General features: G+C 63.8%; 13 protein-coding genes. 4 read left to right on the top strand and 9 right to left on the bottom strand.

The genetic code is table 11. The annotated features are described in order from the left end of the window. Positions 1-26: 26 nt before the first annotated feature. Positions 27-3,326 carry a ribonuclease E gene (rne, locus tag ACWHVV_RS10345; protein WP_447926173.1) on the top strand — a complete coding sequence of 1,100 codons (3,300 nt, stop codon included), beginning with the start codon at positions 27-29 and terminating at the stop codon, positions 3,324-3,326. Positions 3,327-3,402: 76 nt separating this feature from the next. Here the strand turns inward: rne and murB are convergent, their stop codons facing one another. From murB to ACWHVV_RS10380, 7 genes are read right to left on the bottom strand one after another with little or no spacing between them, the layout of a single operon-like run. Further along, the gene (murB, locus tag ACWHVV_RS10350) at positions 3,403-4,407 is read right to left on the bottom strand and encodes a UDP-N-acetylmuramate dehydrogenase (RefSeq protein ID WP_447926174.1); all 1,005 of its coding nucleotides are present in this window, start codon (positions 4,405-4,407) and stop codon (positions 3,403-3,405) included. A gap of 2 nt (positions 4,408-4,409) precedes the next feature. Continuing rightward, complete coding sequence (locus tag ACWHVV_RS10355) at positions 4,410-4,874, bottom strand: low molecular weight protein-tyrosine-phosphatase (RefSeq protein ID WP_447926175.1); 465 nt, start codon at positions 4,872-4,874, stop codon at positions 4,410-4,412. Next, a complete protein-coding gene (kdsB, locus tag ACWHVV_RS10360; protein ID WP_447926176.1) occupies positions 4,871-5,665 on the bottom strand; it encodes a 3-deoxy-manno-octulosonate cytidylyltransferase in 795 nt (264 codons plus the stop codon). Before kdsB ends, ACWHVV_RS10355 begins: the two co-directional genes overlap by 4 nt. After that, complete coding sequence (locus ACWHVV_RS10365) at positions 5,665-5,874, bottom strand: Trm112 family protein (RefSeq protein WP_447926177.1); 210 nt, start codon at positions 5,872-5,874, stop codon at positions 5,665-5,667. The genes kdsB and ACWHVV_RS10365 overlap by 1 nt, the downstream gene beginning before the upstream one ends. After that, the gene (gene lpxK, locus ACWHVV_RS10370) at positions 5,867-6,922 is read right to left on the bottom strand and encodes a tetraacyldisaccharide 4'-kinase (protein WP_447926178.1); all 1,056 of its coding nucleotides are present in this window, start codon (positions 6,920-6,922) and stop codon (positions 5,867-5,869) included. Before lpxK ends, ACWHVV_RS10365 begins: the two co-directional genes overlap by 8 nt. Next, positions 6,919-8,655 (bottom strand): lipid A export permease/ATP-binding protein MsbA, encoded by a 1,737-nt coding sequence (gene msbA / locus ACWHVV_RS10375; protein WP_447926179.1) that lies wholly within the window; start codon positions 8,653-8,655, stop codon positions 6,919-6,921. The genes lpxK and msbA overlap by 4 nt, the downstream gene beginning before the upstream one ends. 55 nt (positions 8,656-8,710) lie before the next feature. Next, positions 8,711-10,978 carry a DNA internalization-related competence protein ComEC/Rec2 gene (locus ACWHVV_RS10380; RefSeq protein WP_447926180.1) on the bottom strand — a complete coding sequence of 756 codons (2,268 nt, stop codon included), beginning with the start codon at positions 10,976-10,978 and terminating at the stop codon, positions 8,711-8,713. Positions 10,979-11,070: 92 nt separating this feature from the next. On the opposite strand from ACWHVV_RS10380, the gene ACWHVV_RS10385 reads away from it, so the two are divergent. Next, positions 11,071-11,637, top strand: coding sequence for a DUF2062 domain-containing protein (locus tag ACWHVV_RS10385; RefSeq protein ID WP_447926181.1), 567 nt, complete (start codon positions 11,071-11,073; stop codon positions 11,635-11,637). Here ACWHVV_RS10385 and ACWHVV_RS10390 read toward each other — a convergent pair. Together ACWHVV_RS10390 and ACWHVV_RS10395 are read right to left on the bottom strand one after the other, a co-directional pair. Then, complete coding sequence (locus ACWHVV_RS10390; protein WP_447926182.1) at positions 11,634-12,347, bottom strand: ABC transporter ATP-binding protein; 714 nt, start codon at positions 12,345-12,347, stop codon at positions 11,634-11,636. The two genes, ACWHVV_RS10385 and ACWHVV_RS10390, sit on opposite strands and share 4 nt — an antisense overlap. 10 nt (positions 12,348-12,357) lie before the next feature. Further along, the gene (locus ACWHVV_RS10395) at positions 12,358-13,599 is read right to left on the bottom strand and encodes a lipoprotein-releasing ABC transporter permease subunit (RefSeq protein WP_447926183.1); all 1,242 of its coding nucleotides are present in this window, start codon (positions 13,597-13,599) and stop codon (positions 12,358-12,360) included. A 202-nt stretch (positions 13,600-13,801) separates the two neighbouring features. Between ACWHVV_RS10395 and ACWHVV_RS10400 the strand changes: the two genes are divergently transcribed. Then, positions 13,802-14,872, top strand: a complete 1,071-nt coding sequence (locus tag ACWHVV_RS10400) for an agmatine deiminase family protein (RefSeq protein ID WP_447926184.1) — start codon at positions 13,802-13,804, stop codon at positions 14,870-14,872. Continuing rightward, the gene (locus tag ACWHVV_RS10405) at positions 14,869-15,771 is read left to right on the top strand and encodes a carbon-nitrogen hydrolase (protein WP_447926185.1); all 903 of its coding nucleotides are present in this window, start codon (positions 14,869-14,871) and stop codon (positions 15,769-15,771) included. Before ACWHVV_RS10400 ends, ACWHVV_RS10405 begins: the two co-directional genes overlap by 4 nt. Positions 15,772-15,866: the final 95 nt, after the last annotated feature.

The raw sequence follows: 15,866 nt of genomic DNA on the forward strand, positions 1-15,866 counted from the left end.
TCGGTGCACACGCTTTGCGAGACACCATGAAAAGAATGCTCATCAACGCAACCCAGCCAGAAGAGCTGCGGGTTGCGCTCGTCGACGGTCAACGCCTGTACGATCTGGATATCGAATCCGGCGCGCGCGAACAGAAAAAAGCCAACATCTACCGCGGCAAAATCACCCGCGTCGAGCCCTCGCTCGAAGCGGCGTTCGTCGATTTCGGCGCCGAGCGCCACGGCTTTTTGCCGCTAAAAGAGATTTCCCGGGAATATTTCCTCAAGGACGTTTCCGGCCGACCCAGCATCAAGGAAGTCCTGAAAGAGGGTCAGGAAGTCATCGTTCAGGTCGATAAAGAGGAGCGCGGCAACAAAGGGGCGGCGCTGACCACCTTTATCAGCCTGGCCGGACGCTTTTTGGTGCTGATGCCCAACAACCCCCGGGCCGGCGGCATTTCGCGGCGCATCGAGGGTGACGACCGCAGTCAGCTAAAAGACGCCATGTCGCAGATGACCGTGCCGGACAAGATGGGCCTGATCGTGCGCACCGCTGGTATCGGCCGAAGCGCCGAAGAACTTCAGTGGGACCTGGACTACCTCGCCCAGGTATGGGAATCGGTAACCGCGGAAGCCTCCAAACGCCCGGCGCCGTTTCTGGTTTACCGTGAATCCAATGTGATCATTCGCGCCATGCGCGACTACCTGCGCCAGGACATCGGCGAGGTATTGATCGACAGCCCCGAGATCCACGCCGAGGCGCTGAGCTTCATCCGTCAGGTGATGCCCTCCTACCAGCAGAAGATCAAGCTTTATACCGATGAAGTACCGCTGTTCTCGCGCTTTCAGATCGAATCGCAGATCGAAACCGCCTATCAGCGCGAAGTGAAGCTGCCCTCCGGCGGCTCGATCGTGATCGACCACACCGAAGCGCTGGTCTCCATCGATATCAACTCGGCGCGGGCCACCCGGGGCAGCGACATCGAAGAGACCGCCCTGCAGACCAACTCCGAGGCCGCCGACGAGATCGCCCGGCAGCTGCGCCTGCGCGATATCGGGGGCCTGGTGGTCATCGACTTCATCGACATGGGCCCGGCGCGCAATCAGCGCGAAGTGGAAAACCGCATGCGCGACGCGCTCAAGCTCGACCGCGCGCGGGTACAGGTCGGGCGAATTTCCCGCTTTGGCCTGATGGAAATGTCGCGCCAGCGCCTGCGCCCCTCGCTTGGCGAAACCAGCGGCGTGGTTTGCCCGCGCTGTAACGGCCAAGGCACCATTCGCGATGTGCGTTCGCTGTCGCTCTCGATCATGCGCTTGATCGAAGAAGAAGCCATGAAAGAGCGTAGCGCCCAGATCCGCGCCATTTTGCCGGTGCCGGTCGCCACCTACCTGCTGAACGAAAAGCGCAGCGTGCTCGCCGATATCGAAGCGCGGCAAGACGTTCGCGTGGTACTGCTGCCCAACCCGGACATGGACACGCCGCACTACGACGTGCAGCGCCTGCGTAACGACCACCTCGACGAAGACGAAAGCCATACGCTTTCAAGCTACGAGCTGTCCCTGGATACCGAGGTCGGTAAAGAGCCCGACGCAAGCTTCGCCCCGCCGGCCCAGCGCGCCGAAGCCGCGGTCAAGACCGTGACCCATAACGCCCCGGCGCCGGCGTCGCTGCAAAACGAAGAAACCCCGGCCAGTAGCGCCAGAGTCGAAAGCGCCGATAGCGCCGAGACCGGCGTACTGGGCCGCTTGATCCGCGGCTTTGCCAAGCTCCTCGGTAGCGACGACACCGCAAGCCCCGGGAGCAAGCCGGCTGCCGAGCCCGCTGCCCGCAAGACGCAAAGCAGCGAGCGCGGCGGCGAGCGCGCCAACAAGCCCGCCCGCGAGAGACGCCCGGAAAGCGCCACACCGCAAAGCGAGCCGAGCGCCTCCGATGCACGCAGCACCGCCCCCGCCAAGAGCCAGGACGACGCCAGCGACAAGCGTAGCGGCCCGAGCCGCTCGCGCAATCGTCGCCGTAACGCCCCGGGCAGCGAGCAGAAACAGGGCGAAAACGCCGCCAAACCGGCGCGCCAAAGCGAGCGCCAGGCCGAGCAGAGCGAAGCCAGCGCCCCAGCGCCGCAAAACAAGCGCTCGGATAGCCGCCGCGACAAGCCCCGGGACGCTGGCAAGGACAGCGCCAAAGAGACGCCCCAGGAAAATGGCCGAGCCAACAAGCCTAAAAGCGAATCGAACCGTGGCGCCAAGGAGTCCGAGCCCAAGCAGGAAGCCAAAGCCGAGACGAAACCCGAAGCCCAGCAGGACGCCCCCAAAGACGACGGCAAGCCCAAGCGTACGCGCAACAACCCGCGCAACCGCTCGCGCAAGCAGGCCGTCAACCCAAAAGCCGAAGCCGAGCAGCTAGCGCTTCAAGCCGAAGCCGCCAAGGCGCCAGCGCCGGAGGATACAGGTAGCGACGCCCCAGGCCCGGTTAGCGAGCCGGCCGCCGCCCAGGTAGCCGAGGAGAAAACGCCGGAAAGCGTCGCGCCGACGACCGAAGCAGCCGTTGAAGCGCCTGCCGAGAACGCCGCTGAGGATACCTCTGGCCAGGCGGCCCCGAGCGAAACGCTCGAGTCGCCCGCGGCCAAAGCGGCGCCGGTAGAATCCGAGGCGCCGATAGCCGAGGCCGACAAACCCGTCGACGACGCCAAGCCCGACGCGGTCGAGCAGGCCGAAGAGGTTAAGGCAACCACCGCCCCCGCCGTGGAAGCCGAAACCGAACACCGGCTCGAGCAAGACGGTGCGCCGACAAGCGCTCAGGATGAGGTAACCCGCGAAGTGCCCCAGCCTGAAGAAGCCACGCTAGCCGAACAAACCCCTCAGGCTGAAACCCTCGAGCAAAACGCCGCTCCACAAGCGCTCGAAACCGAGCCCGCCAGCTCCGTTGCGGCTGACGAGCAGCGTGAAAACGCCGCGCCCGTCGAGGAGCAGGCGCCTGTCGAGGAGACGCGTGAAGTGAACGTCGAAGCCGAGGCAGCGCCGCAAAAGCGCGAAGCCGACCAGGCGACGGATGCACCCCTGACCTCCCCGGAAAGCGACCTTTCGGCGGAAACCGAGCAAGCCAGGCCGTCTACGCTGGCCGAGGCTACACCGCTGGAGCAAGCGTCGGACGAGACAGAGCCCACCGCGGCCACTGACACGGACGAAGCACAAAAGCGCTCTGACGACATGGCCGACAAGGTCGAGGCTTCCGAGCAGGTAAGCCAGCCGCAGGAAGAGGACGCCAGCCCCAAAACGGCGCCAAAGCGCCGCCGGCGGGCGCATAACGACCCGCGTGAAAAGCGCAAGCAAGGCAGCACCGGCCAGGAGTAAACCGCGTGCGCAAAAAAACCCCGCCTGGCGCGGGGTTTTTTTATGCCTTACAAAAGCGCAGGGGTCACCAACGGCGCTAGATCACCCGCGGCTCCGGCTCCAGGGTAACGCCAAAGCGCTGACGCACCGTTTCCATGATGCGCCGGGCAAAGCTTAAAAGCTCCTCGCGGGTACCACCGCCAAAGTGAACCAGCACCAGCGCCTGACGCGCGTGTACGCCAAATGCGCCTTCGCGGCTACCCTTGAGCCCGCACTGATCGATCAACCAACCGGCCGCCAGCTTGCAGCGCCCGTCCAGCTGGGGGAAGCTCGGCATGTCCGGGTAGCGCTCGGCTAGCGCCTTCGCCGCCTCGGCCTCGACCACCGGATTTTTGAAAAAGCTGCCGGCATTGGCAAGCGTTGCCGGGTCCGGAAGCTTTTCCCGACGCACGCTGCCCACCGCTTGCGCCACCTCCAGCGGGCCGGCGTTGGCGGGTACGCGGCGGGCCAGATCGCCGTAGCCAAGCCGGGGGGCGCCATCGCGGGTAAGCTTCAGCGCCAAGCGAGTAATGGCCACTTTCCCACTCAGCGCGTTTTTGAATACGCTATCGCGATAGCCAAAGCCGCACGCCTGGGCCGTTAGCCAGTAAGCGCGCTGGCTGGCAAGCTCCATGACCTGGACGCCTTCGATCACGTCCTTGAGCTCGACCCCGTAAGCGCCGATATTTTGTACCGGTGCAGCGCCGCAGGTACCGGGGATCAGCGCCAGGTTCTCGATCCCCCACCAGCCCCGCGCGGCAAGCGCCATGACCAGCTCGTGCCAATTGACGCCGGCGCCGGCGAACACGGTGGCTTCGCGCCCCCGGGTCTCTATCCACCACTGGTCGAAGGCCAGCGTCACCGCCGCGCCCTCGAAACGTTCGGGCAGCAGCACGTTGCTACCCCCGCCCAGTAGCGTGATCGCCAGGTTGTTTGCACAGCACTCCTTGAGCACGCCGCGTAGTTCGTTGAGCGTGGCCGGACGAGCGCCAAAGGCCGCCTGGCAGGGAAGCTTCAGCGTATTGGCAAGGGTCAGGTCCACCCGGGGGGTTAGATAGGCCACCCTCACCCCTTCCTGATAGCGTCGAGAAGGCCCTGACAGGCCGACTCGATCAGATCCAGCACGTGTTCGAAGCCCTCCTCGCCACCGTAGTAAGGGTCCGGCACCTCGGCCTCGACGCTGTCGGCGTAGGACAGAAAAAGCGCCGTGCGGGCGCGGCTACCCCGGGGCGCCAGCGCGCGAATGGCGTCCATGTTGGCGTGGCCCATCCCCAATACGTAGTCGAAGTGGCTGAAGTCCTCGACGCTTAGCTTTCGAGCACGCAGATGGCTGATATCCACGCCACGGCGGCTGGCCGCTTGCCGGGCGCGCGCATCCGGGGCCTTACCCAGGTGCCAATCGCCCACGCCGCAAGAGTCCACTTCTATTTCACCTTGCAAACCCGCCTCGACCAGCGCCTTTTGAAAAAAGCCTTCGGCGCTGGGCGAGCGGCAAATGTTTCCTAAACAGACGAACAGTACCCGCGTCATTGAGACTCCGCTTGGTCGATGAGTAAGCGCACCTTGGCAAGATCCTCGAAGGTATCCACCCCGGCAGGGTTGGGCTCGCAGGCAAGCGCTACCTGGATGATGTGGCCATGCTGGAGCGCGCGTAGCTGCTCGAGCTGCTCGAGTTGTTCGAGCTGCGAAGGCGCCATGCTCTGGTAAGCGCTCAAAAAGCTTGCCCGGTAGGCGTAAATGCCGATGTGCCTGAGCCAAGCATCGGTATTCAAAAGGCTCGGCTTTTGCGCGAACTGCTCCCGGTCCCAGGGAATCGGCGCGCGGGAGAAGTAGAGCGCCCGCCCGGCGTGGGTGCGAACGAGCTTTACCGCGTTGGGATTGAAAAGCGTCTCGATATCGTGAATAGGCTCGGCCAGGGTGGCCATGGCGGCGTCGGCATCGCACGCCAAACGCTCGGCCACTTGATCGATCAGCGCCGGGGGAATCAGCGGCTCATCGCCCTGTACGTTGACCAGCAGCGTATCGCCTGCAAGCCCTAAAATATCCGCCACCTCGGCCAGCCGGTCCGTGCCGGAGAGATGATCGTCCCGGGTCATGACCACCTCGGCCCCATAGGGCAAAAGTGCCGCCTCGATGCGCGCATCGTCGGTCGCCACCACGACACGGCGGGCAAGGCTTAGACAGGCGCGCCGCCATACGTGGGCCACCATGGGCTCACCGGCGATCTCCATGAGCGGTTTACCGGGCAGCCGCGAGGAGTTAAACCGCGCGGGAATGACGACGATGAAGTCGGCCCTCGGATCGGTCGTTGGTACCGTCATCACGCCTGCCCTGTACGCCCCGGTGAGCGGTTGAGCTTCTCATCGGCGCTAAGCACCCGCGCCTCTTCCGGCAGCATCACCGGAATGTCTTGTTTAATCGGGTAGGCCAGACCGTCGTAGTGGCAGGTAAGCTCCTGCGCCTCGCGGACGTAGTCGAGTTTACCGGTGCAGAGTGGGCAAACCAGCATTGCCAAGAGTTCCTTATCCATGAGCGCCTTCCTCGTCTGTGTTCGTCGATAGTGATCTATTCGTAGACCGCGTTACCAGCTTTTCGAGCAGCCAGGCTTCGAATTCCCCGGGCAGCTCGGCGTCGACTTCCAGTGCCCAGCTGTCAAAAGGAACGAGCGACTGACACTTTACCGCGTCCTTGGCCGTCATCACGAGCGCACGCCTGGACGTAAAGTCAAAGGTACGCGCCGTAAACGTCTGGTGGTCTGCAAGCGGGTGCATCTCACCCGTTACGTTAAGTGTTTCGAGGGTTTTAAAAAAGCGCGCAGGGTTGCCGATACCCGCCACGGCGTGAACCGGCAACTTGAACGGCAGCGGTGTCAGTGCTGCGTGCTCACCGGTGCTTACCCGCCGCCACCGCGCCGGGGCAAGCGTCATCGCGACCGCCTCGACCGGCAGCGCCTTGGCCAAATCGCCGTTGACGATCACCGCATCCACGCTTGAAAGGCGCTGGGCCGGCTCGCGAAGCGGCCCGGCGGGCAGGCAGCGCTGGTTGCCAAGCCCCCGGGCGCCGTCGACGACTAATAGCTCGATATCCCGAGCCAGCGCCAGGTGCTGCAGGCCGTCGTCGCTGATCACGATATCGCAACCCAGCTCGATCAGCTTTTTAGCCCCGCGGGTTCGTCTGGGGTCCGCCACCACCGGCACACCGGTTTGTTTGAAAAGCATCAGGGGCTCGTCACCACTATGGGCGGGGCTGGTGGTATCACTCACCACCAGCGGGTAGCGCGGTGCGCGGCCACCGTAGCCACGGGTCACTACACCGGGTCGCCATCCGTGATGCTGGAGCAGATTGGCAAGCCAGGCCACCAGCGGCGATTTGCCGGTCCCGCCCAAGGTGATATTGCCCACCACGATGACCGGCACCGGTGCCCGCCAAACGGGCTTTTTACCCGACGCATAAGCGTGGAAACGCCGCGCCATCACCGCGCCATAGAGCGCGCCCAGCGGGTACAGCGGTACAAGCCACGGCGCCTGTCGGGCGGTTTTTTTATAAACGCCCTCCAGCCAGCGGCTTGCAAAGCTCACACGTGCTCCTGAAATTGCATTTGATGAAGGCCGGCGTAGGCCCCGCGTTTTTCCAGCAGCGCCTGATGGGTGCCCTCTTCGATCACGCGCCCCTGATCCATGACGAGTATTCGGTCCGCGCGTTCGATGGTCGACAGGCGGTGGGCGATCACCAGCGTCGTGCGGCCCTGGCAAACGTGCTCCAGCGCCTTTTGAATGTAGCGTTCGGACTCGGAGTCGAGCGCCGAGGTCGCCTCGTCGAAGACCAGAATCGGTGAATCCTTGAAGATCGCCCGCGCAATGGCCAGGCGCTGGCGCTGTCCGCCGGAGAGCATAAGGCCGTTCTCGCCCACCACGGTGTCATAGCCCTGGGGCAGTTTTTCTATGAACTCGCTGGCGTAGGCGGCCTCGGCGGCCTGTTTCACTTTTTCAAGATCCGGAGCGTCCACGCCGTAGGCGATGTTGGCCGCGATACTTGCGTTGAACAGCGTCACCTGTTGCGAAACGATGGCGATCTGCTGACGCAGCCCGCTTAGTGCGTACTCATCGGCGCTCACGCCATCGATTAAAATGCGTCCTTCGGTGGGCCGGTAAAAGCGCGGCAGAAGCCCCACCAGCGTCGATTTACCGCCACCGGAGCGGCCAACGATCGCGACCATTTCCCCCGGCGGTATATGCAGGTTGATATCGTGGAGCACGTCGGGCTGGTCGGTGTCGTAGCGAAAGCTCACCCCTTCGATGCGCACGTCGCCTTTCAAGCCCTTCGCTTCCCGCGTGCCGTTATCCGGCTCGACGCTTAGGTCCATCACCCCGAAAAGCTCGGCGGCGGCGGCCAGGCCCTTTTGAATGTCGCCGTTGATTTCGGTGAGCTGGCGCACCGGCTTGATCATCAGCGCGGCGGCGGTGATGAAGGCGACGAACTCGCCCGGCGTCATATTCGCCATGAAGGCGGGCGCCATGGCCAGCCACACCAATAGCGCCATGGAGACCGCCACCAGCATCAAAATCACCGGCGAACTGACCGCCCGGGTCATCGCCTGCTTCATGCTTTGGCGGCGATTCTCTTCACTGGCCTTCTCGAAGCGCTGCTTTTCGAAGGCTTCGGCACCATGGGTACGCACTACTCGGTAGCCGGACAGCGCCTCGGACGCCACGTGGGTCACGTCGCCCACGGAGTTCTGGATGCGTTTGGAAATCTTGCGAAAGCGCTTGCTCACGAAACTCACCACGACCGCGATCACCGGCGTCACGCCCAGAAACAGCAGCGTGAGCATCCAGTTGGTCCAGAGCAGATAAAGCACCAGCCCAATGACGAACAGCCCTTCGCGCAGAATCACGGTGACCGCATTGGTCGCCGCCCCCGCCACCTGCTCGACATGGTAGGTCACCCGCGACACCAGATGCCCGCTCGAGTGCTGGTCGAAAAAACGCCCGGGCAGATGCAGCATATGATCGAACACATCGCAGCGCAGGGTATGGATCACATAGCGCCCCACGTAGGCCATGTAATAGGTGCTCAAAAACGTGCCGATCCCGCGGGAGGCGAACATCAGCACGACGAACAGCGGCAAAAAGAAGCGAAACGCCGCGTCCGGATTTTGAATTCCGTCGATCAGGCGCTTCATCATCTCGGCCAGCGCCGTACTGGAGGCGGCGTAAATCAAAAAGCCGATGATCGCCAGCGCGAACATTTTCCAGTGCGGCTTTACGTAGCTCAGTAAGCGTTTATACAACACCCAACTCGAATCGGTCACACGGGCTCCTGGCGTGATGTGCAGTGCGCAGGATTCTACCTTAAGGCGCCGCGTATCAACACCGCTTACGCCCTCCATCGATACCGCGCTGCGGCGACACTTCGACCTCACGGCCCGCTTTTAGGTAAAACGTCAGCGCCCCGTGCTGGGCGGTGCTCCAAAGACAGCTGCCGTTTCGTCGAAAACGGCGCACGACGTCATCCGCCGGATGGCCGAAAGCGTTATCCCGCCCGGCGCTGAACACCACGTGCTGCGGGCGGCTGGCGCGGACGAACTGAACGCCGGAGCTTGTGCGGCTACCGTGGTGCCCGGCGACCAGCACGCTTATGGGGGATTCGATATCACCCACCAGGCGCCGCTCGGTGTCACGGCCCACGTCACCGGTGATCCAAAGCCGGTGCTCGCCAATGCTGACCTCCAACACACACGAGCGCTCGTTGGGGGTTAGCTGATTCTCCCCCGCCGGCGGCCAAAGCACGCGATAGCTGACGCCGTCGTGCTCTTCGTGCTGGCCTCTTACGCAGTGCTCGAACGAAACGGGCAAGGCCTCGCCCTGGGGCGCCCGCCACTGTGCGGCGCGGTGTTCGCGCAACAGGGCCGCCACTCCGCCGGCGTGGTCGATATCGCTGTGGCTGACCATCACTTGATCGAAGCGCTGGCCCGGCGCCCAAAGCGTCTCCAGCGGCATGAAGCCGCTTTGAAAGCGCGGACCGGTATCGTAAAGCATGCGCCAGGACGCGCTCTCGAGCTCGACCAGTTGTCCCTGGCCCACATCGAATACGGTGACGCGTAAAACGCCCGGCGCCAAAGCGCTCGGCTGATGCGCCAGGACAAGCGCGGCGGTCACCAGCAGCGCCGCCGCGCGCAGCCAACGCGGCACGAAGGCAAGCCCAAAGCAAAGCGCCACGAGCAACAGGGCCGCCGCCAGCGGCAGCTTGAGCGACGCCGAGGGCTCCCAAAGCGGCGCCGCGCCGAGGGTCAGGCTCAACAGACCATGAAAAACACCGAGCGCCTGCTCGAAGCCCCACCACACGAACACGCCGACGTAGGGAAGCGGCGCCAACAGCCAACCCAGTAGCGCCAGCGGCACCATGAGCGAGCTGACCCAGGGCACGGCCAGCAGATTCACCAGCGGCGCGCCCGGGGCTACCCGGCCAAAGGCGACCAGGACCGCTGCCGCCATGAGCGGCGCCAGCAGTAGCTGGGTGCGCACCAGCGCCCAACACCAGCCTTTCACCCCCGAGGGCCGGGCGCGGCCCTGCCAAATAACGATCAGCCACCCGACCGCGACAAAGGAGAGCCAAAGCCCGGGGCGCCACAGGGCCAGCGGGTCGAGCAGCACGATCAATAAAAGCGCCAACCACCAGGCCTGCCAGGGCCCGGGCGCGTGGCGCCCGCTCAGCACCCAGAGCCCGAGCAGCGTCATCACCATGGCGCGCATGGCAGGCGGCCCCATACCGGCCAGTAAGGCGTAGCCCACGCAGGCGGCCCCCGCCGCCCACCAGGGCCAGGCACGCAGCCGCCAGTCGAGCGGGGTGAGCAGGCGTGCCGCGAACCGGGCGATCAGTAAAACCAACGAGGCGATCAGCCCGACGTGCAGCCCGGAGATCACCACCAGGTGCGTCGTGCCGGTGGCGTTCAATAGCGCCCAGTCGTCCTGGGTCAGTTGAGAGTTCTCACCCAGCGTAAGTGCGGCCAGCCAGCGCCTGGTTCGATCGGCAAGGTCGGTGTCCGCGATTTTCGCAAGTGCGCGCTTTTTAAGCGTAGAGCATGCGTCTTTCAAGCGAAGCGGTGCAGGGCTTTCACGTACGTAGCCCGTCGCGTGGATGCCCTCGCGCCAAAGCCATTGGGCGTAGTCGAAGGTATGGGGGTTGGTAAAACCACGCGGTGGGCGCAGCCTGAGCGTCAGTCGCCACTGCTCGCCGGCTCGATACGATGTATCGCTGTAGGCCGTGACGCGCACGCGTTTGAGCGACTCGCAGCTCAAGCGATGGGGCCGGCTTTCGCACCGGTCAACGCGCAGCGTCAGCCGCGTCGCGCCCGCCAGAGGCTTAACGCTGTCGACGCGCGCCTCGACGAGGAGATCCTCGCCACCAAGCCCTGCGGGGAGCGCGCGCTGCCACTCAACTTGAATCCCAACGAACACCCAGGCACCGATCAAAAGCAGGGCAAACGTGCGCGGCGTGCGGTTGACCATCAAAAGCGCGGCCAGCAGGATCGCGCCGATGGCCACGCCCCAATGCCCGCCGGGGCCGCTTAGCCATGCCAAAAGCGCCCCGCCAAGCGCTGCCACCGCCGCCGGTATGACTCCCCCTGCCCGCATCGTCCCCTCCGTGGCCGGCGTTCAACGCTCGGCGTAGCCTAAACGCCGTGCGATGTGGATAATAGAGCGCACTATTTCAAAGAGTAACCGACATGCCGCGCCGTTTCCTGCAGCGCTACATGCCCAAGCCCGATACGTTAAGGCGCCAGCGCTCGCTTCGCTTCATGGCGCCCTTGATTGCCGACCCCGGATTGTGGCTCTTGACCCGCAGAAGTGTCGCCAACGCCTTTAGCGTCGGGCTTTTCTGCGCCATGCTGCCCATCCCGCTGCAGATGATGGTCGCGGCACTGGGTGCGCGCATCGGGCGCTGCAACCTGGCGCTTTCGGTGAGCTTGGTCTGGATTACCAATCCGCTGACCATGCCGGTGATCTTTTATTTCAACTATCGGGTGGGAACGTTTTTGATGGGCGCGCCGGTGCGCGAGGCACCGTCACGTATTTCGACCCGCTGGTTGGCCGAGCAGATGCACGACCTGCTTCCGCCTCTTTTTCTAGGCTCTATCGTGACGGCGTTGATTCTCGCCGTGGCGGCCAACGTGGTCATTCGGCTGATCTGGCGCTGGCACGTCTCGCAAAGCTGGAAGCGCCGCCGGCTCAAACGCCAGCAGCGCCGGGCGACCATGGAAGCCGAACTGGACGAGCAAGACGAAGCGCCCTAAACGGGCGCTGTCACTTCCTCTTGCAGCCTTCCCGCATTAAGACGCAGGACCCGGTCCTGGTGGGCCGCCAGGGCCACGTCGTGGGTCACGATCACGAACGCGCAGGCGCTCTCACGGGCAAGCTCGTCCATCAAACTCAAAATGGTGCTGGCGGTGGTTTGATCCAAATTGCCGGTGGGTTCGTCCATCAGCACCAGGCTTGGGTCGGTCACGAGTGCCCGAGCGATCGCCACGCGCTGGCGCTCGCCGCCGGAAAGCTCGCCGGGCTTGTGCTCCGCCCGTGACTTCATCCCGACCCGCTCCAGAATCGTCATCGCCCGCTCTTCGGCGTCTTTTTTACGCTGGCCCCGAATGATCAAGGGAAGCGCCGCGTTCTCGACGGCGCTGAACTCGGCCAGCAGATGGTGAAACTGGTATACAAAGCCGATATAGCGATTACGAAAGCGACCCAGCTGCGTTTCATTGAGCCCGGCCAGGGATTCGTCGGCGATCATCACGCTGCCCTCGCTTGGCCGGTCCAGCCCGCCCAGCATATTCAGCAACGTGGTTTTACCGGAACCGGAGCTACCCACCACGGCGACGCGCTCGCCGGCGCGCACCTCGAGATTGAGCTGATCCAGCACCGTCAACTCCTGGGGGCCGACGCTATATACGCGGGTCAGGTTCTGGCAGGAAAGCATGACCGGAGCCTGGGAAATCGTTGAGTTCATGGGCGCGTCCTTATTCATAGCGCAGTACGTCCGCCGGCTGTACGCGCGCGGCCCGCCAGGCGGGATAAAGCGTCGACAGGAAAGTAAGACCGAAAGCGGCCAGCACGATGTTACGAATATCGTCGAACAGCAGCCGCGACGGCAGGTGGCTGACGAAGTAGACGCCGGAGTCGAGGAACTGAATGCCCGTGATGCCTTCGAACCAGCCGATGACATCCGAGATCGTCAGCGCCAGCACCACCCCGGCCAACACCCCCAGGGCGATGCCGATGATGCCGATGGTCAACCCCTGAACGATAAAGATCCCCATGATAGAGCGCGGCGTCGCGCCTAGGGTGCGCAAAATGGCGATATCCGCGCGCTTATCGGTGACCACCATGACCAACGTCGAGACGATGTTGAACGCAGCGACCGCCACGATCACCGTCAGCAACAGCCCGATCATGCGCTTTTCCATCTGGATCGCCTGGAACAGGCTGCCTTGGGTAAAGGTCCAGTCGCGGCCCACATAGCCCGGGCCCAGGTCGTTGACGATCGCCTGGGTTTCGCTACCGGCCACGAACAGGTCGTTGAGCTCGAGGCGCAGGCCGCCGATGGCGTCGCCAAGGCGCGCCAGGGTCTGCATGTCTTCGATGTTGGCGTAGGCCAGGCTGCCGTCGAGATCAGCCCCGACGCTGAAGATACCGCTGACCGTAAAGCGCTTGAGGCGCGGAAAGACGCCCGCCGGAGTAATCGAGGCTTCGGGGACCAGCAGCGTCACCCGGTCGCCGACGCCGACGCCCAGGCGGCTGGCCAGTATCGAGCCCAGCACCACGTTCCACTCGTTCGGCGCTAGATCTTCAAGCTCGCCCCGGCGCATGTGATCGCCGATGATCGATACCTGATCCTCCCAGGCCGGGTCGATACCGGTCACCATGGCGCCTTCGTTGCGCCCGCTGGCCGAGAACATGCCCTGCTGCTCCACGTAGGGGGCCACGCCGATGACGCGGTCGCGCTCGATCAGCCGGTCGGCGAGCGCCTCCCACTCGACGAGCCCGGGCTGATACTCGATCTTGGTGTGCGGCACCATGCCCAGAATGCGCGTGCGCAGCTCGTAGTCGAAGCCGTTCATCACCGACAGCACGAGAATCAACACCGTGACGCCCAGCGTCAAACCCAGCATCGAAATCAACGAGATAAACGAAATAAAGTGGTTTCGGCGTTTAGCGCGCACGTAGCGCAGCCCCACCAAAAAAGGCAAACGATCAAGCATGGCATCATTCCTTGGTTATATGGCGCCCATGGTACGGTTTTTTTATACGCCCTGCATGGGTAAACACGCATGACAGAAGTAATCTTTTACCCGGCGCGGTGGCGCGGGGGATGACTTGCAACTTGGCGGGCGAGCCCCTACATTGCGCCCTTTGGCCGGTACCCAAGCCCGGTCTCTTCTTTGGCAACGAGAGCATGCAATCTTGGCACACCCTACTGACCGTTTACTGCCGGAATGGCACCCCCAGGATGGCCTGCAGCTCACCTGGCCGCGCCCGGACGGCGACTGGCAGCCCCTTTTAGAGCGTATCGAGGCAACGCTCGAGCGCATCGTGCTGGCCGCTGCGCGCTATCAGCGCGTTGTCGTCAGCGTACCGGATACCGCCACAAAGACGCGTCTTGGCGAACGTTTTGCCACCCTGGGCGTTTCCCGCGCGCGGCTGCTGCTCATCGAAGCCGCCACCGACGATACCTGGGCGCGGGATCACGGCCCGCTTGGGGTGATCCGCGCGGACGGCGAAATGGCACTTCTCGACTACACCTTTACCGGCTGGGGCGGCAAGTTCCCCGCCCGCCGCGACGATGCCTTGACGAAAGCCCTCGATAGCAAAGGAGTTTGGGCCTGCAAGGTGGTGAGCAAGTCGCTGGTGCTGGAAGGTGGCGGTATCGAAACCGATGGTCAGGGGACGCTTTTAACCACTAAAGCATGCCTTTTAAACCCGAACCGCAACCCGGACTACTCCCTCGAGGCGCTCGAGCGCGCGCTAAAAGCGGATCTGGGCGTCGACCGGGTACTGTGGCTCGAAAACGGCTACCTGGCCGGCGACGATACCGACAGCCACATCGACACCCTGGCCCGGTTTTGCAGCCCCACGACCATTGCTTACGTGCGCTGCGACGACGAGACAGACCCACACTATCCGGCGCTCAAAGCGATGGAGGCCGAACTACAGGGGTTTCGTCAATCAAACGGTGAGCCCTACCGTTTGATCGCCCTGCCCTGGCCCGCGGCGGCGTTCGACCCCGAGGATGGCCACCGCCTGCCGGCCACCTACGCCAACTTCACCATCATCAACGGCGCCGTACTGGTGCCTACCTACGCCGACGCCAACGACCTGGCGGCATTGAACGCTTTGGCCAGCGCGTTCCCCGAACACGCCATCATTCCCATCGAGTGTCAAAGCGTGATTCGCCAACACGGTAGCCTGCATTGTCTAACCATGCAGCTACCCAAGGGCACGCTTAACCAGGCCCTTTTCGAGGAGGCACCATGAGCAACACTTTGAGCGTGGCAGTGATCCAGCAAGCGGCTTGGCCGGACAAGGCCCAGAGCCTGGCCGAGAGTGAAAAAGGCGTGCGCGACGCCGCCGCCCAGGGGGCGAAACTGGTGCTTTTGCAGGAGCTTCATGCTACGCACTACTTCTGCCAGTACGAAGACCCGGCGCTTTTCGACCTGGCCGAGCCTTTGGATGGCCCCACGGGCCAGCGCCTGGCGGCCCTGGCCCGGGAGCTCGATATCGTGCTGGTCGGCTCGATTTTCGAAAAGCGCGCCGCCGGGCTCTACCACAATACCGCGGTGGTGTATGACGGCGCCAAGGGGCGAGTGGGCCAGTACCGCAAGATGCATATCCCCGACGACCCGGGCTTTTATGAAAAATTCTACTTCACCCCGGGCGATGTCGACGCCGCCCGGGGTGAAGGCTTTACCCCCATCGACACCTCGGTGGGAAGGCTTGGCGTTTTGGTGTGCTGGGATCAGTGGTACCCGGAAGCGGCACGCCTGATGGCGCTGGCCGGCGCAGAGCTACTGCTCTACCCCACCGCCATCGGCTGGGACCCGAATGACGATGATGCAGAGAAGGCGCGCCAGAAGGACGCCTGGACGTTGGTGCAGCGCGCCCACGGCGTCGCCAATGGCCTGCCGGTACTGGCCGCCAACCGGGTCGGTTTCGAGCCAGACCACTCCGGGGTCGGCGCCGGGGTCGACTTCTGGGGCGGCAGTTTCATCTGCGGCCCCCAGGGCGAGTTTCTGGCCCACGCCTCGACGCGCACCGAGCAGCTCGTGGCCACCCTCGATATGATTAAAAGCGAGGATACCCGGCGTATCTGGCCGTTTCTTCGCGACCGCCGGGTCGACGCCTACGCTGACTTGACCCGCCGCTACCGCGATTAAACAAAAGCACCGGCGCCCTCAAGGACGCCGGTGCTTTTCGATGCCTTACGCTAGCACTTTCGAGCAGCCCCTAACCGGGGCACTCGAAAGGCCAG

The organism is Vreelandella sp. EE27, assembly GCF_968206495.1.

Coding starts and splice junctions, on each gene's coding strand:
- rne (WP_447926173.1), top strand. CDS start 27: ATGAAAAGAATGCTCATCAACGCAACCCAGCCAGAAGAGCTGCGGGTT.
- ACWHVV_RS10355 (WP_447926175.1), bottom strand. CDS start 4,874: ATGACGCGGGTACTGTTCGTCTGTTTAGGAAACATTTGCCGCTCGCCC.
- kdsB (WP_447926176.1), bottom strand. CDS start 5,665: ATGACGGTACCAACGACCGATCCGAGGGCCGACTTCATCGTCGTCATT.
- ACWHVV_RS10365 (WP_447926177.1), bottom strand. CDS start 5,874: ATGGATAAGGAACTCTTGGCAATGCTGGTTTGCCCACTCTGCACCGGT.
- ACWHVV_RS10380 (WP_447926180.1), bottom strand. CDS start 10,978: ATGCGGGCAGGGGGAGTCATACCGGCGGCGGTGGCAGCGCTTGGCGGG.
- ACWHVV_RS10385 (WP_447926181.1), top strand. CDS start 11,071: ATGCCGCGCCGTTTCCTGCAGCGCTACATGCCCAAGCCCGATACGTTA.
- ACWHVV_RS10390 (WP_447926182.1), bottom strand. CDS start 12,347: ATGAACTCAACGATTTCCCAGGCTCCGGTCATGCTTTCCTGCCAGAAC.
- ACWHVV_RS10395 (WP_447926183.1), bottom strand. CDS start 13,599: ATGCTTGATCGTTTGCCTTTTTTGGTGGGGCTGCGCTACGTGCGCGCT.
- ACWHVV_RS10405 (WP_447926185.1), top strand. CDS start 14,869: ATGAGCAACACTTTGAGCGTGGCAGTGATCCAGCAAGCGGCTTGGCCG.